The following is a 23,066-nucleotide window of genomic DNA, read 5'->3' on the forward strand; positions in this document are numbered from 1 at the left end:
CTTGGGTAGCCAGGATGATAGCCGTTCATAGCCACCAGCCCGTCTTGCGGAAATATGGTTAGGCGCCTTATTATTTCGGCATCGAGAATCACTGGTCTGGATAACTCATGCAAGACCCACAACACATGCTTGAACCCAAACACCGCGCGCTGCTCGACGTCGCCGCCAAGCGCGGCCTGCCGTCGGCCGACGGCATAGCCCTTTGCTTTCAGCTGCTGTCGCTGGCCAGCGCCATCGACCGCGATTGCGCTGCCCGGCTGGCGCCGCGCAAGTTGTCGGAGGGAAAGTTCGTGCTGCTGTTCCTGCTGCATGAGCAGGCCGACGGCATGTCGCCGCACGAGCTGGCCGATGGCGCGGGCGTCACGCGGGCCACGGTCTCGGGCCTGCTGGACGGCCTGGAGCGCGATGGTTTCGTCTCGCGCCGCGCGGGCAAGGAAGACCGGCGCAAGATCATCGTGAAGCTGAGCGCCAAGGGGCGGGCCGAGGCCGCGCAGCTGTTCAAGACGCATACGGACTGGATAGATTCCCTGTTTGCGGGCTTGGGCCCGGCGGACCGGGCGCGCCTGCGCACGCTGCTGGGCAAGATCTGGCAGGGAACCGACGCGGGCCGGACCGCGGGACAGGAGAGCACGCAATGAACAAGAAAGCTGCCGCCGCGCCGACGGGCAGGGGCGTGAAGGACATCGGCGCGGAACGCCTGGCGCAGCTGAGCGCGGGCGAGCCGGCACGCAATCTGACCGAATGCCTGGCCGTGGACTTTGCCGAATTGATGCAGGCAGCCGCGCCCCAGGTCGGCGCCGAAGCCATCGCAGTTCTGCGCGCGCAGGCTGCGACGGGCATCTCCAAGCGCATGGCCGTGGCGGCGCGGACTCTGCTGGACGGCCTGGGCGCGGACGCCTTCAAGCAACTGCGTGATCACCGCTCGGATACCGTCCGGGGCTGGGCCTGCTTCATGGTCGGTGCAATGCCGGACCTGAGCTTGCAGCAGCGGGTGGCGCTGATCCGGCCGCTGGCCGATGACGGGCATTTCGGCGTGCGGGAATGGGCCTGGCTGGCGGTGCGTCCACAATTGGCGGCGGAACTGGACGCCGCAGTGGAACTGCTGCGGCCCTGGACCGCGGACGCGTCCGAACGCGTACGTCGTTTTGCCAGCGAGTCGCTGCGCCCACGCGGGGTATGGTGCGCGCACATTGCGGCCTTGAAGGCTGATCCCGGCCGCGCGTTGCCGCTGCTGGAACCGCTGCGGGCCGATCCGGCCATCTACGTGCAGGAATCGGTGGCGAACTGGCTGAACGACGCCAGCAAGGACCAGCCGGACTGGGTGCGCGAAGTCTGCGCGCGCTGGTCGCGGGGCAAGCCGGCCGCGGCGACACAACGCATCTGCCAGCGCGCGCTGCGTTCCATCGGCGCCTAGCCGCGGGTTTGGGCAGATACGCTTGCGCCCATCCGGCCGGCCAGCGATTACAACTGGCTCATGCCCCCATCCGCGATGATTTCCGTGCCCACGATGAAGGCGGATTCGGGCGAGGCCAGGTGCAGCACCGTGGAGGCGATTTCCTGCGGCGTGCCGAAACGCCCCAGCGGCACCTGGGCGCGGATGCTGGCGGCGGTCTTTTCCAGCGCCGCGGCATCCAGGCCCAGCTTGTCATAGATCGGCGTGGCGACCGGCCCGGGACTGATGACGTTGACGCGTATGCCGCGCGGCAGCAGCTCGGCCGACAAGGTCTTGGCCAGCGAAATCAGCGCGGCCTTGCTGGCCGCGTAGATCGATGAGGCAGGCATGCCGATGCGGGCGTTGATCGAACCATTTAGCACGATGGACGCGCCCGGGTTGAGCAGCGGGTCCAGCGCCTGCAACTGGAAAAAGGCGCCTTTGACGTTGGTCGAGAAGGTCTGGTCCCAGAGGGCCTCGGTGGCTTCGGCCAGCGGCGCAAAGCGGGCCACGCCGGCGTTGATGAAGACGGCGTCCAGACGGATGCCGGCCTGGCGCAGTTCGGCCGCCAGCGCAGCGGGGGCGCCGGGGGCGCCGGCGTCGTTGCGCAGCGCCAGCGCATGCGAACCCAGGCTGGCGCGCACCTGCTTGAGCACCGCGGCGTCGCGCCCGGTGACGACGACGCGGGCGCCCTCGGCGGCGAAAGCCTGGGCGGCGGCCAGGCCGATGCCGCTGGTGCCGCCCGTGATCAGGACGGTCTTCTGTTCGAAACGGTTCATGGTGGGCTCCTTGGAAGCCGGGGGGTGTCCTGCGCGTTTGCGGCGGGCGGGTTTGCCGCTATCCACGATAGATCAATCAGGGGCCCGGCGGGCGATTCGTTATAGTCATTGCTGACCGCGATCAATCTGCGGCAATGCGGCGAAGTCCGCGCACAAAACAGTCCAAGGGACGGGCATGGAAGAGACGACACTGAACTGGGCATCGCTGGTCGATGATCTGAACAAATTGCTGCGCCTGAAGACCACGGTCATCGGCATGAAGCTCTACGAGCGCGAAGACGACATGGCCGCGGTCAAGGGCCTGCGGCGTCCGCAGGCCACGCACACCACCGACCAGATCGTGGGCATGGCCGCCCGGCTCGGTTGGACGGTAGGAATCACGGGCGACGACCTGGTCGGCGCGCAATGCCGCGCCGTGGTCGGCCTGGGGCCGCAGGATGAGGCCTGGAAGCGCGGCGAGGATTACGTGGGCGTCTGGCACGCCACCCAGGAAGATGCCCAGGCGCGCCAGGAGGCGCTGTCCTGTGTGCCGGCGGGCAAGTACCGCGGGCTGGTGGTGTCGCCGCTGGCCTCGGGCCGGCTGGACCCGCCCGACGTCTGCCTGATCTACGCCACACCGGGCCAGATGATCATCCTCATCAATGGCTTGCAATGGAAGAACTACCGGCGCTTTGACTGGAGCGTGGTGGGCGAAACGGCCTGTGCCGACTCCTGGGGCCGCGCGCTCGCCACCGGCGAGCCCAGCCTGTCCTTGCCCTGTTACGCCGAGCGCCGCTACGGCGGCGTGCCCGACGAGGAAATGCTGATGGCCTTGCCGCCGCGCTACCTGCCCATCGCAATCGAGGGCATGAAGGCGCTGTCGGCCAATGGCCTGCGCTACCCGATTCCGCCCTACGGCATCCAGAACGACGTGCGCGCCGGCATGGGCGTGAGCTATGCGCGTGCGCCAGCGTCGTCCAAGCCCTGATGGACGGTTGCGCGCAAGGCGCCCGCCAGCACGCGGGCTGCCGGTCCCAGCGGCTGGTCGATGCGGTGCGCCAGATAGGTTTCGCTGACCACCTGGCTGCCGCGCCCCAGGCTGTCGGTCGGCAGGCGCAGCAGGCGGCCTTCGGCCAGGTCGCGCTCCACCTGCCAGTAGGGCAGCCGGCCCCAGCCCACGCCCGCCAGGATCAGGGCGTGCTTGGTGTCCTGGCCGCTGACGCGGCAGGTCTGCGGCGACAGCACTGCGAAGTCCCGGCCCTGGGTCAGCGTGGAGGGATCCGTCTGCACGATCTGCACGTGGTCGGCGAGTTCGGCCGGACCCAGTGGCATGTCGGCTGCGACGCGCTGCGCCAAGGCGTGGCCCGCGCCCACCACCGCCACCATCTGCACGGACGACAGCGCCTGCATCACGATCCGCGGATTGCGGAAATGGTCGCCGGCGACGATGGCCAGCGTATGGCTGCGCGTCAGCAGGGCTTCCACCGGGCCGCCCAGGGGCAGCACGGATACGCGCACGGCGACGGACGGATAGACGGCGCGCAGCGCGTTCAGGGCGGCGCCTACGTCGGCGATCGGAAACAGCGTGTCCACCGCCAGCGACAGTTCCAGCTCGACGCCTTCGCCCAGGCCCTGGGCGCGGGCGCGCATGGCGTCCACGCGGAGCAGGATGTCGCGGGCGTTGGCCAGCAGGGCCGCGCCTTGCGGCGTCATCACGGGCCGGTGGCCGCTGCGGTCGAACAGGGTCACGCCCAGCTGCGCTTCCATGTTGGCAATGGCGTGGCTGACGGCCGATTGCACGCGCGACAGGCGGCGCGCGGCCGCGCGGAAACTGCCGGCGTCGGCCACGGCGGCGAATACGCGCAACTGGTCCAGGGTCAGGGCGTCTATCATTCTGCCGGCTGATCTATCCAATCGATCAATTCCATCAAAAGATTATCACTTACCGGGATCGGTTTGCGCTGGCATCCTGGCTGGGTCGTAAAACAAGGGAGACAAGGATGGGCAAGGAAGGAACGCGCTGGTCGGCGGTGTTGGCCATCGTGGGGGCAGGGGTGGTTGCGGCGCTGCAAGTGGGCAAGGTCATCATTGCAGCGCCCTTGCTGCGCAAGGACATGGGGCTGGATCTGGCCTCCATCGGCGCGCTGGCCGCGGTGTTTTCGATCCTGGGCCTGGTCGGCGGCATTGCCGCGGGCGGCGTCATCAACCGCTATGGCGCGCGGCGCATGCTGCTGGCGGGCCTGGCGGCGACGGCGGTGGGCTCCGTGATGGGCGCGATGGCGTCCGCCTACAGCGTCCTGCTGGTCTCGCGGGTGGTGGAGGGGCTGGGCTTTCTGATGATTACCGTGGCTGGCCCCGCGGCCCTGCAACGCATGGTGTCGGCGTCCACCCGCGACTTCGCCTTCGCGCTGTGGAGTTGCTACATGCCGGCGGGCATGGCGATTGCGATGCTGGCCTCGCAGGCCTTCAGCGGCTGGCAGGCCTATTGGTGGTGCGCCGGCGCAGCGGTGCTGGTCGCCATGGTATGCGTGGCGGCGCTGGCGCCGGCCAACCCGGGCGGGGCCAGCCTGTCGTGGCGGGGCTTGCGGCAGGACACGGTCGATACCATGGGCGCGCCCGGTCCGCGCCTGCTGGCGCTGTCGTTCACGCTCTACAGTCTGATGTTCTTCGCGTTGTTCACCTTCCTGCCCGTGCTGCTGACCGAGCAACTGGGCCTGCCGCTGGCGACCGCCGGCCTGTACAGCGCCATCGCCAGCGCCGCCAACGTGGTCGGCAACCTGGGCGCGGGCGTGTTGCTGGCGCGCGGCTGGCGGCGTTCCACCCTGATCGCCTGCGCCAGCCTGATCATGGGCGCGGTGGCGCTGTTGATCTTCCGCTCGGTGCTGCCGGCCATGCCCACCTTCCTGCTGTGTGTGCTGTTCTCGGCGGTGGGCGGACTGATACCGGCCACGCTGCTGGGCACGGCGCCGCTGCTGGCGCCGCGGCCGGCGTTGACACCGGCTTCGGTGGGGCTGGTGATGCAGGGGAGCGGCCTGGGCCAGGTGATCGGCCCGGTGGCCGTGGGCGGCGCGATCGACCGCTACGGCTGGTCGGTGGCATCGCTGATCGTCGCGGCCGCCGGGCTGGGCGGGGTGTTTCTGGCGTGGCGCTTGCGGCGCCTCAAAGGTCCGGGGTTATAGAGGGCGCGGATCGCGCGGTGGTGTCACGAGCCAGGCATATCATGGGAACTTGTCCTGAAATGGAGCCACCATGCACACGCCTCCCCCCAGCCTGGTCATCTTCGACTGCGACGGCGTCCTGATCGATAGCGAAATCATCGCGGCGCGCGCCCAATCGCGGGCGCTGGCCGCGCATGGCATTGCCATCACGCCCGAGGACGCCGCGCGCCGCTTCGCAGGCATCCCCGATGCGGACATGTGGCAGACCCTGCAACAGGAAAACGCCCGCAGCCTGCCCGAAGGATTTGCGCGCGAATACGCGGACGGGCTCGAAGCCATCTTCCGCCAGGAGTTGCGCGCGTTGCCGGGCGCGCTGGAGACGGTTCGCACGCTGCGCGAGCGCGGCCTGCAGGTCTGCGTGGCCTCCAGCAGCACGCCGCCCAAGCTGGAGGCGGCCTTGAAGCTGGTTGGCCTGTGGGATCAGTTCGCGCCCAATGTGTTCAGCACCGCGCAGGTGGCGCACGGCAAGCCGGCGCCGGACGTGTTTCTCTTTGCCGCCCGGCAGATGCGAGCCGCAATCCTGGATTGCGTGGTGGTGGAAGACAGCGTGCCCGGCGTGCGCGCCGCTCGCGCCGCGCGCATGCGCGCCATCGGCTACGTGGGCGCTTCGCATAACGGGCCGGACCAGCGCCAGCGCTTGCTGGACGAGGGCGCATCGGACGTCATCGACGATTTGCGGCGCTTGCCGGAGTTGCTGCTGGACTAGGACGCGCGCGCGCCTATGCCGCGGCAGGCAAGGGCTCCGGCTTGACCCGCACCGCGCGCAGCACGCCCACCATCAGGCAGGCGATGCCGATCAGCGTCAGCGGCTGGGGCATCTGCCCGCGCAGGATGTAGGCATAGGCCAGGGCCGCCAGCGTTTCGAACACGATCAATTGCCCCGCCAGCGCGGTGGGCAGGCGTTGGCTGGCTTCGTTCCAGCACAAGGTGCCCAGCCAGGACGCGAACAGGCCGATGATCGCCATCAAGGCCAGGAAGACCTCGGGCCTGGGACCAGCCGGCATGGGAAAGTCGCTGCCGGCCGCGGCCATGCCGGCCCACAGCACAAGATAGCCCGCCAGCGCCAGCGGCAATGTCGCCACGCCCTGGGCCGTGGCCCAGGTGCGCGGGCTGCGGTCGGGATGGGCGCGCAGCCAGTCCGCGTTACGCAGCGGATACCAGGTCCAGCACGCCACTGCGCCCAGCGCCAGCAGCGCGCCGATGGCGTAGCGCGACATGTCGGCGTCGGCATCCTGGCGCAAGGCCTGCAATTCCACCTGATTGACGCAGGCGATGCCCAACGCGATCAGCGCCAGCGCGGGCGCCAGCCGCTTCCAGGGCAGCCGGCCGTCGCGCCGAGCGTTGCGCAGGTTGGCGCTGATGGCGATGACCACGGGGAGCGTACCGATAATCATGGTGGGCAGCGGCCCGCCCGCGCGCTGGATGGCGCTGGCCAGGCACAGGTAGTAGAGCAGGTTGCCGATGGCGGCGAACTTCAGCGCCTCGATCCAGTCAGCGCGCTGCAACTGGCGCAGACCGCGGCGATCCAGCCAGGCCAGCGGCAGGGCGATCAGGCCGAACGCCAGGTAGCGCGCCACGGATTGCAGCGCGGCAGGGTATTCCGGCAGCAGCAGGGGCCCCACGAACACCAGCCCCCACATCAGGCCGGCGGCCAGGGCATAAAGGGTTCCAGCCCACATACGACGTCGCTCCAGGTCACGAATGGCGACAGTCTAGCCAGCGGGCGGGCGGCGCGTCTTGTACCAGATTGCGGTGCGGAACTCAGGCGCGGACTTGCTTTTGGTAGCGCGCGGGCGTGACGCCGTAGCGGCGCGAGAAGGCGCGGGTCAGATGCGCCTGGTCGGTCAGTCCCGAGGCCAGCGCCACCTGGGCAGGCGATTCGCCCGCAGCCAGCCGGCGCTTGGCTTCGAACAGCCGCAGCGCCATCAGCATCTGCTGCGGCGTGGCGTGGTATTGCGCCTGGAAGCTGCGCAGGAAATGAAAAGGGCTGAGGCCGGCCACGGCCGCGAGCTCGTCCAGCGTCAGGCGGCGCGCCAGGTTGGCGCGCAGGTAATCGATGACGGGCGCAAAGCGCGGCGCGCCGGTGTCCCTGGCCGTGCGTGGCACACGCGCGTGGCGGCGAAACTCGCCCAGCAGCGCGTACAAGGCGCTGTCGAACGCCAGCGGTTCGCGCGCCTGCCATAAGGTGTCCAGCAGCGCGGTGACGCGCTGCGCGCCGGCCGCGTCATGGCCGACCGCCGTATCGAACCACCAGCCGCTTTCGCCGGTGACGCGGGCCACCACGTCCGGGTCCAGGTAGACCATGCGGTAGCGCCAGCCGCCCTCGGTTTCGGCGCGGCCGGTATGTAATTCGTCGGGGTTCATCAGCACCACCGAGCCCGAGGGCGCCAGATGCTCCGCCCCCCGGTAGCGGAAGCGCTCGACGCCGGACTCGATCGCGCCCAGCCCGTAGGCTTCGTGGGTATGTGGCTCGAAGGCGTAGCGGACGATGTGCGCGCGGTACAGCTCCACGCCGGGCAGGTGCGCCGCCTGCCGGAACTCGGCGCGGTCGCCGGGATGCTCGAACGCCTGCGGCACGCCCGGCATGACGGGCGCGGCAAGGTCGGAGAGGGCATGGTCGGCGGGGCGCATGATTGGATTTAAGCATGCCGGCAGGCGCCGCAGCGCCCCTGGGCCGCGCGCTCAGGAACCGGACATGTCGCGCGCCCGCGCCAGCAGCAGTTCGCGTTCGCGCGCATTGCGCGTCATGCCGGCCGCGCGCTCGAACTCGGCGCGGGCCTCAGACTTGCGCCCCAGCTTGGCCAGCAGGTCCGCGCGCACGCTGGGTAGCCAGTGGTAGTTGGCCAGCGCCGGTTCCTGTGCCAAATGGTCGGCCAGGTCCAGCCCGGCCTGGGGGCCGAATGCCATGCCGACGGCGACGGCGCGGTTCAGCTCCACGACTGGCGAGGGCGCGGCCTGGGCCAACGCGTCGTACAGCGCCACGATGCGCGGCCAGTCGGTTTCCTCGGGCGTGCGCGCCCGGGCGTGGCAGGCGGCCAGTTCGGCCTGCAAGGCGTAAGGGCCGCGCGGGGCTCCCAGACTGTCCGACAGCGCCAGCGCCGCCAACCCGCGGCGGATAAGCAGGGGGTCCCAACGGTTGCGGTCCTGCTCCATCAGCAGGACGGGACGGCCCTGCGCGTCGGTGCGGGCATGCAGGCGCGACGCTTGCAATTCCATCAGCGCCGCCAGTCCGTGGACCTCGCTTTCGCCCGGCGCCAGCTGGGCCAGGATGCGGCCCAGACGCAGCGCCTCGTCGCACAGCGCGGGACGCATCCAGTCATCACCGGACGTCGCGGAATAGCCCTCATTGAAAATCAGGTAGATCACTTCCAGTACCGACGCCAGGCGCGGCGCGCGCTCCTCGGCCCGGGGGACTTCAAACGGCACGTTGGCCGCGGACAGGCTGCGCTTGGCGCGCACGATGCGCTGCGCGATGGTGGATTCCGAGGCCAGGAAAGCGCGCGCGATCTCGGCGGTGGTCAGCCCGCCCAAAAGGCGCAGGGTGAGCGCCACGCGCGCCTCGGTGGACAACAGCGGATGGCAGGCGGTGAACACCAGCCGCAGCAGGTCGTCGCCGATGTCGTCCTGGCGCGCGGCGTCCAGCGCGTCGACGAAATCGGGCTCGACGTCGGCCTGCAGGGCTTCCAGCTCGTGTCCGATCTGCTCATGCTTGCGCGTATGCAGCGCGTCCAGCCGCAGGCGGTCGCGCGCGCGATTCTTGGCGGTAGTCATCAGCCACGCTCCCGGGTTGTCCGGCACGCCGGTTTCGGGCCAGCGTTCCAGGGCGGCGACCAAGGCATCCTGCGCCAGCTCTTCAGCCAGTCCGACGTCGCGCACCAGGCGCGCGACGCCGGCGATGACGCTGGCGGCTTCGATCCGCCAGACCGCCTCGATGGCGCGATGCACGGCCTCCCGCGTCATGCGTTGGGCACTTCGCCGGGGGCCATGTACACCAGCTCCCAGACGTGGCCGTCCAGATCCTCGAAGCCATGCGCGTACATGAAACCGTGGTCCTGGGGCTGGCGCGGAGCGGTGCCGCCGGCGGCGAGGGCGCGCTTCACCTGCTCGTCCACTTCGGCGCGGCTGTCGCAGGACAGCGCGATCAGCACCTCGGTGGTCTTGGTGGCATCGGCTACCGGCTTGCCGGTGAAGGTCTGGAAAAAGTCCTTCACCAGCAGCATGACGTAGATGCTGTCGCTCACGACCATGCAGGCGCCCTGGTCGTTGGTGAACTGCGGATTGAAGCTGAAGCCCAGGCTCTTGAAGAAAGCCTGCGATTTCTGCATGTCAGCGATGGGGAGATTGACGAAGATCTGGTTGTGCATGATGTTCCCGCTTCCTTTTTAGTGTGTGTCCTGGCGCCTTTCCGCCAGGGTCCTGAGGTTGGCCAGCCCGTCTTCGAAATCCTTCCCTACCATGCTGTCCATGTTGCAAAAGAGATGCACCGGTTTGGCGGCGTGGTTCAGCCGCTCATTGGCCATTGCCGGATATCCGCCGGTAGCGTTCGACTCCCTCGCTGGGGCCGAATTCGTCCAGTTCGAAGACTTGCCGCACTTCGACGGCGCAGGACTGGCCGGGGAAGGGCTGGGGAAAGCGCAGCGCCCATTGCATGGCCTCCTCGCGCGAGCGGACCTGGATCATGGTGTAGCCGGCGATCAACTCCTTGGTCTCGGCGAACGGGCCGTCGACCACCGTGCGCTGGTCCTTGTCGTACTGCACCCGCCAGCCCTTGGAAGAGGGGTGCAAGCCATTGGCGTCCAGCAGCACGCCGGCCTTGGCCAGCGCCTCGTGATAGGTCGCCATGGCGGCCAGCAGGCTTTCCTGGGGCATCACGCCGGCTTCGCTGTCCGGCGTGGCGCGGACGATGATCATGTATCGCATTCCTGGGACTCCTCGATTCTGACTACAAGGCCCGAGGGGGGCTTGTACTGGCACGACGAACGGCAAGACGCGGAATCGACAGAAAAATGATGAACCTAGGGTAACTACCAGGAAAGCGGGCGGACCGGCCTGATCCTGCACACCGTTACAAAGGCACAGCCCTGGTTGCAGCGCGCCTCCATACACTCGCAGCGTCCACAACTTTGAACACCAATATGAAAATCCTGTGCAGTCTTGCCTTGCTGGCTTCCTTGCTGACGGGCTGTGCCGTCTATACCCCCAGTGGCGCGGTCATCGTCGATCCTCATGACGGCGGCGGCCGTGGCGGTTTCTGTCCGCCGGGCCAGGCCAAGAAAGGAAACTGTTGAATCTTGCGGCTGGCGCGCGCGCCAGCCGCAGGTCCAGCATGGGCCGCGTGCCTACATGAAGCAGGGACCCAGTTCGCGGACCTCAACCGTGGCCCACTGGGCGGCCGGACACTCGGCCGCCAGCGCCAGCGCCTCTTCCCGGGTATCGCAGTTCAGCAGGAAGAAGCCGCCTATCATTTCCTTGGCCTCGGCATAGGGGCCGTCCACCAGGGAACGTTCGCCGTCGCGGATCCGCAGGCGCACGGCTTCCGATTCGGACTTCAGGGATTCCGCGCGCGCCAACAGGCCGCGCGAACTCAGATCTTCCGCATAGCGCAGCATCTGCGCGTAGGCTTCGCGGCCCTCTTCGGGCGTGCGCTGGGCGCGCTGGCCCACCGGTTCGACGATGAAAAGCAGATAGGACATGGGATCTTCCAGTTCGGACTGCCGATAAGGTTCGCCAGATTACCGCTGATCGACCCATTTCGGCCACTTGGAAGAGTTCGTGCGAGTTTTGACTCGTGCTCCCGCTGGAGCTAGCAAATGAGTCTGTAAGCAATTCTAACGCCGCGCGCCGCAGCGTTTTACCAAAGCTTCGAACTCGTCCGGGTGGTCCTGCACGAAATCAATTCGGGCCTCACTGTCCAGCAACGCGCAATCCGCGTCACCCGGAATCGCAGGCGAAGTCGGGCGAATCAACGGCGCCCGTTGAGGATTTGGCCGGGATTGGCCCGGTTCCGAACCGATATGTTCTATTGACTTCACGATGTGTCTCAACTGATTGATGTTGGCCGCATGAGCGAGTCGTATTCGCTGAGCGATTTCGCCCTGTATCGCATGGATTACAGGGTTGCCAGAAAGCAGGCTGTCATTCGCGAGCGTTTTGTCGAACAGGTAGTCATAAACTTCCTGTAGAGGTCCAAGCCCGGCGGGATTCAAATCCCCTGACGGCTGCCGGATGATGGACAGGATTTCTGAGTTCAAATGGTCCTGTAGTTGCTGCTGTATGAACTCCTTAGGATCATTGAAAGCGTCACGGGTATTCTGGAAGGCAGAAATCAATGATCGGCCTTGTTGCTCGGCTTCGGCAAGCTTGGCTACTGTCTGCGCTGCCTGTCGGGATTTTCCCGCGGACGTTTGAGCCTGCTGGATACAAACCTGAGCCAAGGACCGCAAGCGAAGAAGTTCGCAATGATCCTCTGCCGAGGATTCGAAACATTGAGGCCAGGCAGTTACCGTGCGCCGGACAATCCCTGTCAACGCGTTGCATTCCAGCCCCGCTCCGATATTCGCCCGAGTTTGGCTCATACACTGACTTTGCTGTCTGTATATGCCACTCAACTGCACGAAAACATCATGCGAAAACTTTCTGCAAGCTGTAATGGTCGGTGGGGTTGGCATCTGCGGTAAAGGCTGAGATGGCTGTCCTTGGGCGGCAGCCAGCGTGCAGAAAAGCGGTATCAATAAACATCCGTAACGCACGAATGGTATCGTCCGCGCTTTGAATCGCGACCTGCCGCATTGGATTGCCGCGCGTATCAGCGGGGCCATGTGTTGGCGCGTATATGGCATTGCATTTCCGCTGCGACTGCGCGGTTCACAATTGCGCCGATCTTGGTAATTGCGGCCGCACAAAGGGAATTGTTGCGAATGCCGTCACATTGTTTTATGGAAATTTTTCCGGATTTCAACTTGTCCAGAAATTGGTCGTCAGTTGTACCGAACGCATCTGTTGCAGCCGCGGCAGATAGTGCTTCGGCTGTCGTTCGGTCAAACTCTCTTGCCTGATCCAGTGTTGCTTGGACGGCAGCGTTGGGCGAGTACCCTTGAGTTGAAGCCGACCGCATTACCTCCATAACATCTGTCGCCAGTACCTGTGACCGGATACTATCCACCTGGGCGTTACCGGTCACCGGTATCCTGCCCGCGAGGTATTGCATGTTGCTGCGACAACGTCCGCTCGCGGAGGTAGCCTGTGCCACTCGCTCGTATCGAGTTGCAGGAATACTTGTGTGAGGCGCTGCGGCCAACAAATAGATGTCGCGCGGATTCGCCCCGGCAGCCAGGTTCTTGATTTTTTCCCCCGACGGGCCATACAACGCGCCGCTGCGCATAACCCCGTTATCAAACTGACCCTGCAGTCGATTTCCATTCGGATAAATTATTTCGCCTGTTCCGCTTGGGCTGTCGTTGCGGAATCCTCCTTCGTATACGCGGCCGTCGAGGTAAGCATAGCGGCCGTTTCCGTCTCGTTTTCCATTGCTCATTGTCCCTTCATACGTACTCCGACTTTCAGCGTACTGCAGAGTCAGGACGCCCGAGCCTGTCGCCTTGCCAGCTTGGCAAGCGCCAGTCCAATCCACATATGCAGGCGCCGCTCCACGCATGTCCAGATCGACGATGCAACCCTGACGAGACTGAATTGGGCCTATCGGTTGCGACACCACGTTGGCCGCCGGCGCGAGCATTAGGCATAGAAGAAGAACACGGCGGTTTCCCATGAATTTTCTCCGAATGTGTGCACGACTGTTTGCGGCAAAATGGGATTTTTTCCCTAAGTCGCCCACTCGTTTCCGTGCTTCGTCGCAGTGCGCAAGTGGTTCGTGCGAAATGGGTTGAAATGTGGGCATAGCTTAGGACGCGCGGAGAGGCCGGCCATACTTAGAATTGGGTATGCAGTTTTTCGCCAGCATGGTCGTTAGCGTCTTCCTTTGGCCGTCCAGCATCTTTTGCTCGAGACCGGCGCAATTTGCTCTGCTGTCTGGCACGATATCCGGCACGATTCTCTTGAAAGAGGTCTTATGGCTTTCGACACGCAGGGGGCTGGCAACGCCCACGCCCGCAGCTGGCTGCGCTGGCTGCCCGGACTGGCGGTGCTCCGGTCATACCAGGCCGCCTGGCTGCCCAAGGACGTGGCCGCCGGCCTGGTGCTGACGACCATGCTGGTGCCGGTCGGCATTGCCTATGCCGACGCGTCCGGCGTCCCGGGCGTTTATGGCCTTTATGCCACCATCATTCCACTATTGGCCTATGCGCTGTTCGGCCCCAGCCGGATCCTGGTGCTGGGACCGGACTCCGCTTTGGCAGCGCCCATCCTGGCGGTGGTGCTCAGCGTTTCCGAAGGCGATCCGATGCGCGCGGTGGCCGCGGCCAGCCTGATGGCGCTGGTCGCCGGGCTGTTCTGCATCGTGATGGGATTGCTGCGGCTGGGTTTCATCACCGAGCTGCTGTCCAAGCCGATCCGCTATGGCTACATGAACGGCATTGCGCTGACGGTGCTGGTCAGCCAGTTGCCCAAGCTGTTTGCCATCTCCATCGAAGACGCCGGCCCGCTGCGCGAACTGGTGCAGCTGGGCCAGGCCGTTTACCAGGGGCAGACCAACTGGTACAGCTTCGGGGTAGGGGCGGCGACTTTGGCGGTGATCCTGCTGCTCAAACGCTACGAGCGCGTGCCGGGCATCCTGATCGCGGTGATCATGGCGACGCTGGCCGTCAGCCTGTTCCACCTGGACTCGCAGGGCGTGAAAGTGCTGGGCGAAATCCCGCAGGGGCTGCCCAAGTTCGTCTTGCCCTGGCTCAGCAACGCGGACCTGGTCAAGATCGCGCTGGGCGGCTGCGCGGTGGCGCTGATCGCCTTCGCCGACACCAGCGTGCTGTCGCGCACCTACGCCGCGCGTACCAACACGCGGGTCGATCCGAACCAGGAAATGGTGGGCCTGGGCGTGGCCAACCTGGCGGCCGGCTTCTTCCAGGGCTTTCCGATCAGCAGCAGCGCTTCGCGCACGCCGGTGGCCGAGGCGGCGGGTTCGCGCACGCAGCTCACGGGCGTGGTGGGCGCGCTTGCCGTCGCGGGGCTGCTGGTCGCAGCGCCCAACCTGCTGCGCTATCTGCCGAACAGCGCGCTGGCCGCGGTGGTGATCGCGGCGGCCATCGGCCTCTTTGAATTCAAGGACCTGCGCCGCATCTACCGTATCCAGCAATGGGAGTTCTGGCTGTCGATGGCGTGCTTTGCCGGCGTGGCCGTGTTCGGCGCCATTCCCGGCATCTGCCTGGCCGTGCTGATCGCCGTGATCGAATTCCTGTGGGACGGCTGGCGTCCGCACTTCGCCGTGCTGGGCCGCGTGCCCAACCTGCGCGGCTACCACGACCTGAAACGCTATCCGAATGCTGCACTGATCGACGGCCTGGTGCTGTTCCGCTGGGACGCGCCGCTGTTCTTCGCCAATGCTGAACTCTTCCAGCAACGCCTGATGGAAGCCGTGGAGGCCTCGCCCACGCCGGTGCGCCGGGTGGTGGTGGCTGCCGAGCCGGTCACCAGTGTGGACGTCACGTCGGCGGACATGTTGCGCGAACTCAGCCGCAGCCTGGCCCAGCAAGGCGCGGCGCTGCATTTCGCGGAAATGAAGGACCCCGTGCGCGACAAGCTCAAGCGCTTCGAACTGACCGAGGTTTTTGGCGACGACCGCTTCCATCCAACGGTGGGCAGCGCGGTGGACAGTTACCTGGAGAGCGGGGGCGGCGGGCATCCTGGAGATTGAGGCCCGCCTCGCCTGGGTCAGGCCATCAACACGGCGACCTGTTCGCCGAACAGGATCAGCGCAATGACGATCATGGCCAGGCCCGAGAACTGGCTGACCCTGCGCGCGGCCACCGGGCGCGATTGCAGCACCGCCTTCGACCCCAGGCCCACCAGGGTGTAGATGACGGCGCAATTGAGGATCTGCAGGATCCCCAACGCCGTGATCTGCGTGGAAATCGGCCAGGCGCCGTCGCGGCTGGTGAATTGCGGCAGCAAGGCCAGGAACAGCAGGATGGCCTTGGGGTTCACGCCGCTGACGGCGAAACCTCTTGCGGCCCAGCCCAGCCAATGGCCCGCGGCCCGCGCGTCACCCGCTTTGGGCTCCGACGGATGCGCCAGCACGTTGGCCCCCAGCCAGAGCAGATACGCCGCGCCGACCAGCGTCAGCACGGTGAGGATGGCGGGTTCGCTCGCAACCAGCGCCCCTATGCCCGCCGCGACCACCATGGTGATCATCAGATAGCCGGTCAACATGCCCGCGACGGCGGGAAGGACGGCCTTGTCCCGTAAGCCGGCGGATATGGCATACGCCCAATCCGCGCCCGGGACGACAACCAAAGAAAGCGAAACAAGCCAAAACGCCACCAGATTGCCGGTTTCCAACTGCATACCCCAAATGAATCTCAGGCGGGGAATGTTATCGGCGAAGCAAGGGGAAGTGCTCCTGCCATCTACCGGAAGAAGCGCAGTTTTGGGTAGAATCTTCCCCATGGATGACTTGGATAGAAAAATTCTTGCGCAGCTACAGGAAGACGGCCGCATTTCCATCACGGACCTGGCGGAACGGGTTGGCCTGAGCCTGTCCCCGTGCCACCGGCGGCTGCGGGCGCTGGAAGAGGCGGGCGTCATCAGCGGCTACGGCGCAAACATCAATCTGGCCGCGGTCGGGTTGAATTTTTCGGCCATCGTCTTCGTCACCATGCGCGAAGGCAGCAGCGACCGGGTGTCGGCGTTCGAGGCAGCCCTGGCCGATATTCCCGAGGTGGTGCAGGCCCAGCGGCTGTTCGGCGACCCGGACTACATGCTGCACGTCGTCACCCAGGACCTGCCCGCGTTCCAGGCGCTCTATGACCGGGTGTTGTCGGCGCTGCCGAGCGTGCTGCGTTTGCGGTCGACGCTAGTGATGAAGAACGTGCTGAGGAACCGGCCTGTGCCGCTCTGAGGCGGGCGGAGAGACAGGCCGCGCGGGTGCGCGCGACCTGGGCCCGGATCAGGATTTCGCGGCGGGGGCGGGGGCGGCCGCGGCGGCCCCAGGCGTCGCGCCCTGCGCCGTCTTCTGCGGGGGCGCGATGTCCATGATCAGTTCCACGCGCCGGTTGGCCGCGCGGCCTGCCGGGGTGTCATTGGACTCGATGGGGCGGGTCTCGGCGTAGCCGACAGCGCGCAGGCGCTGGGCCGATACGCCGTCGCGGACCAGCTCGCGCAGCACGCTGGTGGCGCGGCTGCTGGACAGTTCCCAGTTGGACGCGAATTGCCGGGTCTGGATGGGCACGGGGTCGCTGTGGCCCTCGACCGAGACCTGGTACTCGTTCTTGTTGAGGATGGCGGCCAGGCGCTTGATCACGTCCAGGCCGGTGGGGCTGAGGGTGGCCTGGCCGGACGGGAACAGCAGTTCATTGCTGATGCGAAAGCTCACCGACTGCTCGTTGATGATCACGTCCACCGATTTGCCCAGGTCGGCCAGGCCCAGCGATTCCTTGGAGGGCGCGCGCAGCGGCGGGGCGGCGTCGGCGACGACCTCGCCTTCCTGGGCAGGCTGGGCTGCGGCCACGGCAACGGCCGGGGCTTCGGCCTGTGCCCAGCTTGCCGGAATCTGGACCGCGTCGAATTCGGAGTATTCGCCGTCGTAGTCGGGCAGGCCGCTGGCGGCCAGTGTGCCGACCAGCTCCACGGGTTGTTCCGATTGGCCGAAGGCGCCGCCGTGCAGCCGCGTGAGCGCCAGCAGCACGACCAGCATGGCCAGCAGCAGGGTGATCAGGTCCAGGTAGCTGAGCAGCCAGTTCTCGGAGTCCTGTTCGACGGTTTCCTCGACGTGCCAGCGGGCATAGCGGTCCTTGCGGTCGCCCTTGCTGGGACGCCAGCCGCTATTGGCCGCCGCTTTCTCGGCGCGTAGCTGGGCCTGGCGGGCCTGCTCGATCCGCTGCGCCAGGGTGGGAGAAATCAGGCTCATTGGCGCGCGGCGGCAGGACGGGCGATGGAGACGGGCTGGGCCGCGCCAGGTTTGGCCGCGGGTTTGATCTGACCTTCCGCCTTGGCTTGCGCGGCCTGGGGCTTGGCGTCCGCGCCGCCGTCGTAGATTTCGTCTTCAACGTGCATGACGAAGGAATTCAGCGTTTCGCGCACCACCGCGGGGCCGCGCTTCTCGCACATCATGGCGATGCCCTGCAGCACCATGTTCATGGATTCGACGCGCCTTGCGGTACGGCGTTCCAGCTTGAGCGCGATGGGCTTGCAGACCAGATTGGCCAGCAGGATGCCGTAGAAGGTGGTCATCAGGCCGATTGCCAGCTGCTGGCCGATCATCTGCATGCTGCCGTCGCCCAGCACCGACATCAGGTTGATCAGGCCCACCAGCGTGCCCAGCATGCCGAAGGCCGGGGCAAAGGTGGCCATGACGCGGAACATCTGGGCCTCGGCCTGTTCACGCGCGCGCAGGCGCGCCACGCGCCATTGCAGCAGTTCGATGATCTGGTCTTCGGGCGTGTTGTCGATGATCAGCTGCACGCCGGTGCGCAGGAAGGGGTTGCTGACCTTCTTGAGTTCCTGCTCGACCTTGCGGACGTCGGTGTTCATCCACAGCTGGGCCATGGACACCAGTTCCTCGATGTCCCGCTGCTGGTCGTGCTGGTCGTTGCGAAAGACGGTGCGCACCAGCTTGAAGACGCGCAGCACTTCCGACAGCGGGTAGGCGATGAACACGGCGGCCGCGGTGCCGCCCAGCACGATGGCCAGCCCCGGCAGGTTGATGTACATGCCGGGGTCGGTGGCGGCCAGGGCCACAACGATAACCAGGGTAAGCAGGCCGACGGCGGCGCCGATGACGGTAGACGGATTCATGGATCTTGCCCGATAAACATAGGCATCCCCGTACGCGGAATGCCGGATTTCGGGGAATTCTAGCCAGGGCAGGTCTGAGTCAATCGACCGGAAAACGGGGCGAAAAGGGCGGTAAGCGGCGGCTTGAAGCGGTCGGCGGGGCGCAGGTCGGTCCGGAAATAAAAGGGTCGGATAAGACGCAGGATCGGCCGGTGCATATGCCGGCAAGCCGCGAGCCCCGCATCGGCTCCTCGTCGATCCCGCGTCGGCCCTATCGGCCCTGGCGATCCTGGCGGGCGAACCATTCCTCGCGCGTGATCTCCCAGATTTCCGTGGGCAGCCGTCCGCTGACGTAGCCGCGCTCCTCGGTGGCGACCAGGCGCATGCCGCCTCGCTCCGAAATCCGGCGCGAGGCGGTGTTGGTGGCGGCCTTGGGCGCCCGCAGCAAAGGCTTGCCCAGGACCTCGAACCAGTATGCGGTGGCGGCTTCGCTGGCCTCGGTCATGTAGCCCCGGCCGTGATGGGCGGGGTCCAGCCAGAAACCGCGGTTGTTCCAGGAATCGTCGTCCATCAGGCTGACGATGCCTATCAGGCTGGCGGGCGCCTGACGGGTGCGGATGGACCAGTGCCACTCCTTGCCGCGCCGCATCGCAGGGATCGCCACTTGTTCCAGATAGCTGCGCGCCCCGTCGGGCGGGTAGGGCCATGGCACCTGGTCGACCAGGTAGCGCACCACTTCCCACTGCGGGAACAGGCGCTGGATCGCTTCGGCGTCGCCGATTTCCAAGGGCTGCAGGATCAGGCGGTCGGTGGCAAGAGGCGGGAACAAAGGAGCTTCAGGCATGGCTGCTGGGGGCGGGCGCCGCGTGCCGGCGGCAGATATGTATATCATGAGCGTCATCTGGCGGCGTCTCGCCCGGCGCCGCGGCAGCATTGGAGCAAAAACATGAATACCCCCAACGAAAACGTCAGCATGGCGCTTTTCTGTGATTTCGAGAACGTGGCGCTGGGCGTACGCGACACCAAGTACCAGAAGTTCGACATCCGGCCGGTGCTGGAACGGCTGCTGCTCAAGGGCAGCATCGTGGTCAAGAAGGCCTATTGCGACTGGGAGCGGTACAAGGAATTCAAGGCCCCCATGCACGAGGCCAATTTCGAACTGATCGAGATCCCGCACGTGCGCCAGTCCGGCAAGAATTCCGCCGACATCCGGCTGGTCGTGGACGCGCTGGACTTTTGCTACACCAAGTCCCACGTCAATACTTTCGTGATCATCAGCGGCGATTCCGATTTTTCGCCCCTGGTTTCCAAGCTGCGCGAGAACAACAAGAAAGTGATCGGCGTGGGCGTGAAGCAGTCCACCTCGGACCTGCTCATCGCCAACTGCGATGAATTCATCTTCTATGACGACCTGGCCCGCGAAGGCCAGCGCGCAGCCGACGCGCGCCGCGACAACCGTGGCGGCGCCGCCGCGGGCCAGCAGCGCCGCACGCCCGACGAGGAACGCCGCCGCAAGGAAGAACTCGAGGCCCGCAAGACCCAGGCCGTGGAAATGGTTGCCGAGACCTTCGAAGCCCTCATGGCCGAACGCGGCGACAGCGGCAAGATCTGGGCGTCCGCCCTGAAGGATGCGCTCAAGCGCCGCCGGCCGGATTTCAACGAGTCCTACTACGGCTTCCGCGCCTTCGGCAACCTGCTGGACGAGGCGCAGTCGCGCGGCCTGCTGGAAGTCGGGCGCGAGGAAAACGCCGGCACCTACGTATACCGCGACAGCGCGGACGGGGCTGCAGCCGCGAATCGCGCCGCAGCCGATGGCGGATCCCGTTCAGCCTCGGCCCGTCAACCGGCAGCGGCCGAGACCGGCGACGCGTCCGCCGGCGCGGCTCAGGAAGAATCCCGTTCCCGCTCCGGCCGCAAATCGCGTGGCGGGCGCAAGTCGGGCGGCGAGGGCAGGGGAGCCAACCAGACTGCCGAGCAGGAAACCGCTGGCGAGAGCGCTGCCGCGCCGTCCGAAGCTTCGTCCGCGGCGTCTTCCGTCCAACCCGCAACCAAGGCGCCGGCCCCGACTGAGGCAGCCGCGCAATCCGCCGCCATAGCGCCGGCGACCGCGCAGGTCGATGCCGCCAGGCAGGCCGACGAACAAGCGGATGCCGCCAAGCTGGACGCCATGCGGGCCGACGCCCTGGCTCGAGCGCAGGAATCGAAACCGGTCCAACCCTCGCGTCTGCCGCCCATGCCCAAGCCCCTGCCGCAAGCGCGCCAGCCGTTGCCGGCGGTGAACATCGCTGAATGGACCTTTGCCCAACCTGCCGCGGAAAGCCGCAGCCAGCCCGCGAGCAAAACGCCTGCCAAGATGTCCGACCCGTTCGAGGGCGGCATGGCCAGGATTGCCGCAAGGGACGAGGCCAAGGCCGTCCAGCCCGTGGCGGACACGCCTGCGGCTGCAGAGCCCGCAGCCGACAAGCCCGCTGCGAAGCGGGCCGCGACCCGCAGCCGTCCCGCTGCCAAGAAGACCGCCGCCAAGACCGCACCCGTGGCGCCGGCCGAGCCAGCGGCTGCGGCGGCATCCGAAGCGCCCGCCAAGCCTGCCCGCAAGAGCGCCGCCAAGACCGCCAGCAAGGCGGCTCCCCGCGCGCGCCGGGCCAGCAAGACGGCCGGGGAATCCTGAAGCCCCGGCTTCAGGGCTGACAGCGCTCAACCGCCCGGGCCGCCGTAGCGGCCCGGCGTGGCGCCCAGCTCGCGCTTGAACATGGCAATGAAGGCGCTGACGTTGTCATAGCCCAGCTCCAAGGCCACTGTGGTCACGGCCGCGCCTTCGGCCAGCATTTCCTGCGCCCGCATCAGGCGGGCGCGCTGCCGCCAGGCGCCCAGGGTCAGGCCGGTTTCCGCCAGGTAGCGGCGCGCCAGCGTGCGCGGCGACATGCCGATGGCGGCGGCCCATTCTTCTTGCGTCCGGGTGTCCGAGGGCTGGTTCGACAGCGCCAGCGCCAGCCGCTGCAGACGCGCGTCTCGCGGCAGGAGCAGGGGCTGGCCGGCATGCGGCAGGGTTCTGATTTCATCCCGGATCACCTCGATCAGGCGGCTGCGCGCCGGGTCGATTGCGTCGTCGCTCCAGGACGCGGCGCGGCCCACGGCGGCCAGCAGCAGATCGGAGGCGTGCAGCACGCAAGGACCGGCAGGCAGCCCCGCGCAAGCCGCCGGGCTCAAGTACGCGCTATAGCCGGCATACGGACCATGCGAGTACAGTCCGTGCGGTACGTCGGGGGGTATCCACACCGTCTGGCGGGATGCCACCACCCATTGATGGTCTCCCGCATAGACCGTCAGCAAGCCTTGATAGGCGCCCAATAGCTGCCCCCGCGCATGCTGATGCATGGCGGTATGGCGTAGCGCGCCATCCTGGCTGCGTACGGCGATCAGCCTGGGACCGCCGCGGTCGCGGGCGCGTCCAGGATCGAGCAAGGGAGGGGTGAGAGCAGGCAGTGCCATTGGCAGAAATACCGTATTGAATGGCCAGAACCGCGCAGACTTGCCACGCGGGCGCGTCTATCGTAACTCCTGTCTCGAACAGCTACAGGAGCACAACATGAAAGCAAGCGATATCCTGCCCGACGGCAGGGATCTAGGGGAGTTCAACGGCGTGGCGGTGCGCAAGGGTACGGTGGGGGCGTTTCTCGCCAACGCCCGCGTCTGCCTCGACCCACAGGCGCCGGCCCAGGCCGTGGCCGATGCGCGTACGGACATCCAGGATGCCTTGCCGGCGCTCAATGCGCTGGGGCTGTTCGACGTGCTGCAGGTACGGGATCCCGCGCTGCGCGCCTGGATGCGCGAAATGGGCGCGGCCGCAAGCTGAGCCCTGGCCACACAGGCGTCCGCGCGCCAAGCCCGGTGCTCTATCATGCATGCTTTGAATAAGGGCCGCGCGCCGTGTTGCGGTCCATCGCCTCGGATTACGCATGCAATACGTTCTGGTCAGTTCCTGTCTGCTGGGCAACCCCGTACGCTACGACGGACGCGGCGCCTCCCATGACCACGCCGTGCTGACGCGCTGGCGGGACGAAGGCCGGGTGGTGGCGGTCTGTCCGGAAATGGCGGGCGGCATGCCGGTTCCGCGTCCGCCCGCCGAGATCGAGCCGGACTCGGACGCCGCCGCCGTGCTGGCCGGCCGCGCTCGCGTCATGGCGGTGTCGGGCGAGGATGTCACCGCGCCCTTCGTGCATGGCGCGCAAGCAGCGCTGGAAGCCGCGCGCAAGCACGGCATCGGCATCGCAGTGCTGAAGGAGGGTAGCCCTTCCTGTGGCAGCGGCTACGTGTACGACGGCCATTTCGCCGGCCGCAAGCAGCCCGGCGTGGGCGTGACGGCCGAACTGCTGGCCCGGGCCGGCCTGCGCGTCTTCAGCGAGAAACAGTGGAATGAGGCCCAGGCCTGTCTGGCCGGCCTGGAGGCGGCCGATGGGCGTTGATGTGGGCGACCTGCTGGTGCTGCTGGGAGTGGCCGGTTGCGCGGTCCTGGCCTGGAAGGCCGCAGTGCGCACCGGCCGCAGCAAGGGCCTCCTGCGCCTGGCCGCCGGCCTCTGCCTGGCCCTGTCCGGCTTCTTTTTCTACGCCTGGTACGCGCAATACCTGAAGTGGGACTTCAACGAGCTGGGCCGTTACTACGATCCGGTCGACCAGGTGGTCTACACGGATTCGGGATTTGTCTGGATCCTGCCCGCCAGCGTCATGCTGGCCGTCGGCCTGCTCTGCGGCTGGCGCCGCTGAGCCGCCAGCCGCTTA

General features: G+C 66.8%; 26 protein-coding genes. 11 read left to right on the forward strand and 15 right to left on the reverse strand.

Annotated elements, in window-relative coordinates; genetic code table 11:
- The first annotated feature begins 107 nt into the window (after positions 1 to 107).
- Complete coding sequence (locus tag IB258_RS08540) at positions 108 to 638, forward strand: MarR family winged helix-turn-helix transcriptional regulator (protein ID WP_225590319.1); 531 nt, start codon at positions 108 to 110, stop codon at positions 636 to 638.
- Positions 635 to 1,414, forward strand: coding sequence for a DNA alkylation repair protein (locus IB258_RS08545; protein WP_192352441.1), 780 nt, complete (start codon positions 635 to 637; stop codon positions 1,412 to 1,414). The genes IB258_RS08540 and IB258_RS08545 overlap by 4 nt, the downstream gene beginning before the upstream one ends.
- A gap of 47 nt (positions 1,415 to 1,461) precedes the next feature.
- Here IB258_RS08545 and IB258_RS08550 read toward each other — a convergent pair whose 3' ends face one another.
- Entirely contained in the window at positions 1,462 to 2,211 is a 750-nt protein-coding gene (locus tag IB258_RS08550) for an SDR family oxidoreductase (RefSeq protein ID WP_054456432.1), read from the reverse strand.
- Positions 2,212 to 2,386: 175 nt separating this feature from the next.
- Here IB258_RS08550 and IB258_RS08555 point away from each other — a divergent pair, with 175 nt between their 5' ends.
- The gene (locus tag IB258_RS08555; RefSeq protein WP_054456433.1) at positions 2,387 to 3,178 is read left to right on the forward strand and encodes a DUF169 domain-containing protein; all 792 of its coding nucleotides are present in this window, start codon (positions 2,387 to 2,389) and stop codon (positions 3,176 to 3,178) included.
- Here the strand turns inward: IB258_RS08555 and IB258_RS08560 are convergent.
- On the reverse strand, positions 3,145 to 4,083 hold the full coding sequence (locus tag IB258_RS08560) for a LysR family transcriptional regulator (protein ID WP_054456434.1): 939 nt from the start codon (positions 4,081 to 4,083) through the stop codon (positions 3,145 to 3,147). The two genes, IB258_RS08555 and IB258_RS08560, sit on opposite strands and share 34 nt — an antisense overlap.
- Positions 4,084 to 4,190: 107 nt before the next feature.
- Here IB258_RS08560 and IB258_RS08565 point away from each other — a divergent pair, with 107 nt between their 5' ends.
- Together IB258_RS08565 and IB258_RS08570 are read left to right on the forward strand one after the other, a co-directional pair.
- Positions 4,191 to 5,369, forward strand: coding sequence for a CynX/NimT family MFS transporter (locus IB258_RS08565; protein ID WP_175181275.1), 1,179 nt, complete (start codon positions 4,191 to 4,193; stop codon positions 5,367 to 5,369).
- Between the two features lie 70 nt (positions 5,370 to 5,439).
- Positions 5,440 to 6,114, forward strand: coding sequence for an HAD family phosphatase (locus IB258_RS08570; RefSeq protein ID WP_175213514.1), 675 nt, complete (start codon positions 5,440 to 5,442; stop codon positions 6,112 to 6,114).
- Positions 6,115 to 6,127: 13 nt separating this feature from the next.
- On the opposite strand, the gene IB258_RS08575 is transcribed toward IB258_RS08570, so the two are convergent.
- From IB258_RS08575 to IB258_RS08610, 8 genes are all read right to left on the reverse strand, one after another.
- Positions 6,128 to 7,087, reverse strand: a complete 960-nt coding sequence (locus IB258_RS08575; protein ID WP_192352442.1) for a DMT family transporter — start codon at positions 7,085 to 7,087, stop codon at positions 6,128 to 6,130.
- Between the two features lie 82 nt (positions 7,088 to 7,169).
- Positions 7,170 to 7,994 carry an AraC family transcriptional regulator gene (locus IB258_RS08580; RefSeq protein WP_175181486.1) on the reverse strand — a complete coding sequence of 275 codons (825 nt, stop codon included), beginning with the start codon at positions 7,992 to 7,994 and terminating at the stop codon, positions 7,170 to 7,172.
- Positions 7,995 to 8,090: 96 nt separating this feature from the next.
- Positions 8,091 to 9,368, reverse strand: a complete 1,278-nt coding sequence (locus IB258_RS08585; RefSeq protein WP_119449409.1) for an RNA polymerase sigma factor — start codon at positions 9,366 to 9,368, stop codon at positions 8,091 to 8,093.
- Positions 9,365 to 9,772 (reverse strand): VOC family protein, encoded by a 408-nt coding sequence (locus IB258_RS08590; protein WP_088140923.1) that lies wholly within the window; start codon positions 9,770 to 9,772, stop codon positions 9,365 to 9,367. Before IB258_RS08590 ends, IB258_RS08585 begins: the two co-directional genes overlap by 4 nt.
- A 145-nt stretch (positions 9,773 to 9,917) precedes the next feature.
- Entirely contained in the window at positions 9,918 to 10,328 is a 411-nt protein-coding gene (locus IB258_RS08595; protein WP_054456440.1) for a YciI family protein, read from the reverse strand.
- A gap of 419 nt (positions 10,329 to 10,747) precedes the next feature.
- Positions 10,748 to 11,101, reverse strand: coding sequence for a YciI family protein (locus IB258_RS08600; RefSeq protein ID WP_119449411.1), 354 nt, complete (start codon positions 11,099 to 11,101; stop codon positions 10,748 to 10,750).
- A gap of 135 nt (positions 11,102 to 11,236) precedes the next feature.
- Positions 11,237 to 11,983 carry a hypothetical protein gene (locus tag IB258_RS08605; protein WP_192352443.1) on the reverse strand — a complete coding sequence of 249 codons (747 nt, stop codon included), beginning with the start codon at positions 11,981 to 11,983 and terminating at the stop codon, positions 11,237 to 11,239.
- Positions 11,984 to 12,213: 230 nt separating this feature from the next.
- Positions 12,214 to 13,305, reverse strand: coding sequence for a hypothetical protein (locus IB258_RS08610; RefSeq protein ID WP_370539823.1), 1,092 nt, complete (start codon positions 13,303 to 13,305; stop codon positions 12,214 to 12,216).
- Positions 13,306 to 13,476: 171 nt separating this feature from the next.
- Here IB258_RS08610 and IB258_RS08615 point away from each other — a divergent pair, with 171 nt between their 5' ends.
- Entirely contained in the window at positions 13,477 to 15,213 is a 1,737-nt protein-coding gene (locus IB258_RS08615) for a SulP family inorganic anion transporter (protein ID WP_192352444.1), read from the forward strand.
- Positions 15,214 to 15,230: 17 nt separating this feature from the next.
- Here IB258_RS08615 and IB258_RS08620 read toward each other — a convergent pair whose 3' ends face one another.
- Positions 15,231 to 15,863 (reverse strand): LysE family translocator, encoded by a 633-nt coding sequence (locus tag IB258_RS08620; protein WP_192352445.1) that lies wholly within the window; start codon positions 15,861 to 15,863, stop codon positions 15,231 to 15,233.
- Positions 15,864 to 15,963: 100 nt separating this feature from the next.
- Between IB258_RS08620 and IB258_RS08625 the strand changes: the two genes are divergently transcribed.
- On the forward strand, positions 15,964 to 16,416 hold the full coding sequence (locus tag IB258_RS08625) for an Lrp/AsnC family transcriptional regulator (RefSeq protein WP_054456444.1): 453 nt from the start codon (positions 15,964 to 15,966) through the stop codon (positions 16,414 to 16,416).
- Positions 16,417 to 16,464: 48 nt separating this feature from the next.
- On the opposite strand, the gene IB258_RS08630 is transcribed toward IB258_RS08625, so the two are convergent.
- From IB258_RS08630 to IB258_RS08640, 3 genes are all read right to left on the reverse strand, one after another.
- On the reverse strand, positions 16,465 to 17,424 hold the full coding sequence (locus tag IB258_RS08630) for an OmpA family protein (protein WP_192352446.1): 960 nt from the start codon (positions 17,422 to 17,424) through the stop codon (positions 16,465 to 16,467).
- A complete protein-coding gene (locus IB258_RS08635) occupies positions 17,421 to 18,311 on the reverse strand; it encodes a motility protein A (protein ID WP_119449415.1) in 891 nt (296 codons plus the stop codon). The genes IB258_RS08630 and IB258_RS08635 overlap by 4 nt, the downstream gene beginning before the upstream one ends.
- Before the next feature lie 250 nt (positions 18,312 to 18,561).
- Positions 18,562 to 19,134 (reverse strand): GNAT family N-acetyltransferase, encoded by a 573-nt coding sequence (locus tag IB258_RS08640; protein WP_125471696.1) that lies wholly within the window; start codon positions 19,132 to 19,134, stop codon positions 18,562 to 18,564.
- A gap of 102 nt (positions 19,135 to 19,236) precedes the next feature.
- Here IB258_RS08640 and IB258_RS08645 point away from each other — a divergent pair, with 102 nt between their 5' ends.
- Positions 19,237 to 20,958 carry an NYN domain-containing protein gene (locus IB258_RS08645; RefSeq protein WP_192352447.1) on the forward strand — a complete coding sequence of 574 codons (1,722 nt, stop codon included), beginning with the start codon at positions 19,237 to 19,239 and terminating at the stop codon, positions 20,956 to 20,958.
- 26 nt (positions 20,959 to 20,984) lie between these two features.
- Here the strand turns inward: IB258_RS08645 and IB258_RS08650 are convergent, their stop codons facing one another.
- Positions 20,985 to 21,779 (reverse strand): helix-turn-helix domain-containing protein, encoded by a 795-nt coding sequence (locus IB258_RS08650; protein WP_054456448.1) that lies wholly within the window; start codon positions 21,777 to 21,779, stop codon positions 20,985 to 20,987.
- A gap of 97 nt (positions 21,780 to 21,876) precedes the next feature.
- Here IB258_RS08650 and IB258_RS08655 point away from each other — a divergent pair, with 97 nt between their 5' ends.
- The 3 genes from IB258_RS08655 (at position 21,877) to IB258_RS08665 (ending at position 23,051) form a co-directional block, all read left to right on the forward strand.
- The gene (locus IB258_RS08655; RefSeq protein WP_119449419.1) at positions 21,877 to 22,143 is read left to right on the forward strand and encodes a hypothetical protein; all 267 of its coding nucleotides are present in this window, start codon (positions 21,877 to 21,879) and stop codon (positions 22,141 to 22,143) included.
- A 103-nt stretch (positions 22,144 to 22,246) separates the two neighbouring features.
- Positions 22,247 to 22,753, forward strand: a complete 507-nt coding sequence (locus IB258_RS08660) for a DUF523 domain-containing protein (protein WP_192352448.1) — start codon at positions 22,247 to 22,249, stop codon at positions 22,751 to 22,753.
- Positions 22,743 to 23,051, forward strand: a complete 309-nt coding sequence (locus IB258_RS08665; RefSeq protein ID WP_192352449.1) for a hypothetical protein — start codon at positions 22,743 to 22,745, stop codon at positions 23,049 to 23,051. Before IB258_RS08660 ends, IB258_RS08665 begins: the two co-directional genes overlap by 11 nt.
- The last annotated feature ends 15 nt before the right edge of the window (positions 23,052 to 23,066 follow it).

Origin of the sequence: Achromobacter sp. ACM02, assembly GCF_014851605.1 — a bacterium.
In the GTDB taxonomy this organism is placed as follows: Bacteria; Pseudomonadota; Gammaproteobacteria; order Burkholderiales; family Burkholderiaceae_B; genus Achromobacter; species Achromobacter aegrifaciens.

Bases quoted from the DNA above. Each gene is read 5' to 3' on its own strand.
- IB258_RS08540 (WP_225590319.1), top strand. From the start codon at position 108: ATGCAAGACCCACAACACATGCTTGAACCCAAACACCGCGCGCTGCTC.
- IB258_RS08545 (WP_192352441.1), top strand. From the start codon at position 635: ATGAACAAGAAAGCTGCCGCCGCGCCGACGGGCAGGGGCGTGAAGGAC.
- IB258_RS08550 (WP_054456432.1), bottom strand. From the start codon at position 2,211: ATGAACCGTTTCGAACAGAAGACCGTCCTGATCACGGGCGGCACCAGC.
- IB258_RS08555 (WP_054456433.1), top strand. From the start codon at position 2,387: ATGGAAGAGACGACACTGAACTGGGCATCGCTGGTCGATGATCTGAAC.
- IB258_RS08560 (WP_054456434.1), bottom strand. From the start codon at position 4,083: ATGATAGACGCCCTGACCCTGGACCAGTTGCGCGTATTCGCCGCCGTG.
- IB258_RS08565 (WP_175181275.1), top strand. From the start codon at position 4,191: ATGGGCAAGGAAGGAACGCGCTGGTCGGCGGTGTTGGCCATCGTGGGG.
- IB258_RS08570 (WP_175213514.1), top strand. From the start codon at position 5,440: ATGCACACGCCTCCCCCCAGCCTGGTCATCTTCGACTGCGACGGCGTC.
- IB258_RS08575 (WP_192352442.1), bottom strand. From the start codon at position 7,087: ATGTGGGCTGGAACCCTTTATGCCCTGGCCGCCGGCCTGATGTGGGGG.
- IB258_RS08580 (WP_175181486.1), bottom strand. From the start codon at position 7,994: ATGCCGGGCGTGCCGCAGGCGTTCGAGCATCCCGGCGACCGCGCCGAG.
- IB258_RS08585 (WP_119449409.1), bottom strand. From the start codon at position 9,368: ATGACGCGGGAGGCCGTGCATCGCGCCATCGAGGCGGTCTGGCGGATC.
- IB258_RS08590 (WP_088140923.1), bottom strand. From the start codon at position 9,772: ATGCACAACCAGATCTTCGTCAATCTCCCCATCGCTGACATGCAGAAA.
- IB258_RS08595 (WP_054456440.1), bottom strand. From the start codon at position 10,328: ATGCGATACATGATCATCGTCCGCGCCACGCCGGACAGCGAAGCCGGC.
- IB258_RS08600 (WP_119449411.1), bottom strand. From the start codon at position 11,101: ATGTCCTATCTGCTTTTCATCGTCGAACCGGTGGGCCAGCGCGCCCAG.
- IB258_RS08605 (WP_192352443.1), bottom strand. From the start codon at position 11,983: ATGAGCCAAACTCGGGCGAATATCGGAGCGGGGCTGGAATGCAACGCG.
- IB258_RS08610 (WP_370539823.1), bottom strand. From the start codon at position 13,305: ATGCCCACATTTCAACCCATTTCGCACGAACCACTTGCGCACTGCGAC.
- IB258_RS08615 (WP_192352444.1), top strand. From the start codon at position 13,477: ATGGCTTTCGACACGCAGGGGGCTGGCAACGCCCACGCCCGCAGCTGG.
- IB258_RS08620 (WP_192352445.1), bottom strand. From the start codon at position 15,863: ATGCAGTTGGAAACCGGCAATCTGGTGGCGTTTTGGCTTGTTTCGCTT.
- IB258_RS08625 (WP_054456444.1), top strand. From the start codon at position 15,964: ATGGATGACTTGGATAGAAAAATTCTTGCGCAGCTACAGGAAGACGGC.
- IB258_RS08630 (WP_192352446.1), bottom strand. From the start codon at position 17,424: ATGAGCCTGATTTCTCCCACCCTGGCGCAGCGGATCGAGCAGGCCCGC.
- IB258_RS08635 (WP_119449415.1), bottom strand. From the start codon at position 18,311: ATGAATCCGTCTACCGTCATCGGCGCCGCCGTCGGCCTGCTTACCCTG.
- IB258_RS08640 (WP_125471696.1), bottom strand. From the start codon at position 19,134: ATGCCTGAAGCTCCTTTGTTCCCGCCTCTTGCCACCGACCGCCTGATC.
- IB258_RS08645 (WP_192352447.1), top strand. From the start codon at position 19,237: ATGAATACCCCCAACGAAAACGTCAGCATGGCGCTTTTCTGTGATTTC.
- IB258_RS08650 (WP_054456448.1), bottom strand. From the start codon at position 21,779: ATGGCACTGCCTGCTCTCACCCCTCCCTTGCTCGATCCTGGACGCGCC.
- IB258_RS08655 (WP_119449419.1), top strand. From the start codon at position 21,877: ATGAAAGCAAGCGATATCCTGCCCGACGGCAGGGATCTAGGGGAGTTC.
- IB258_RS08660 (WP_192352448.1), top strand. From the start codon at position 22,247: ATGCAATACGTTCTGGTCAGTTCCTGTCTGCTGGGCAACCCCGTACGC.
- IB258_RS08665 (WP_192352449.1), top strand. From the start codon at position 22,743: ATGGGCGTTGATGTGGGCGACCTGCTGGTGCTGCTGGGAGTGGCCGGT.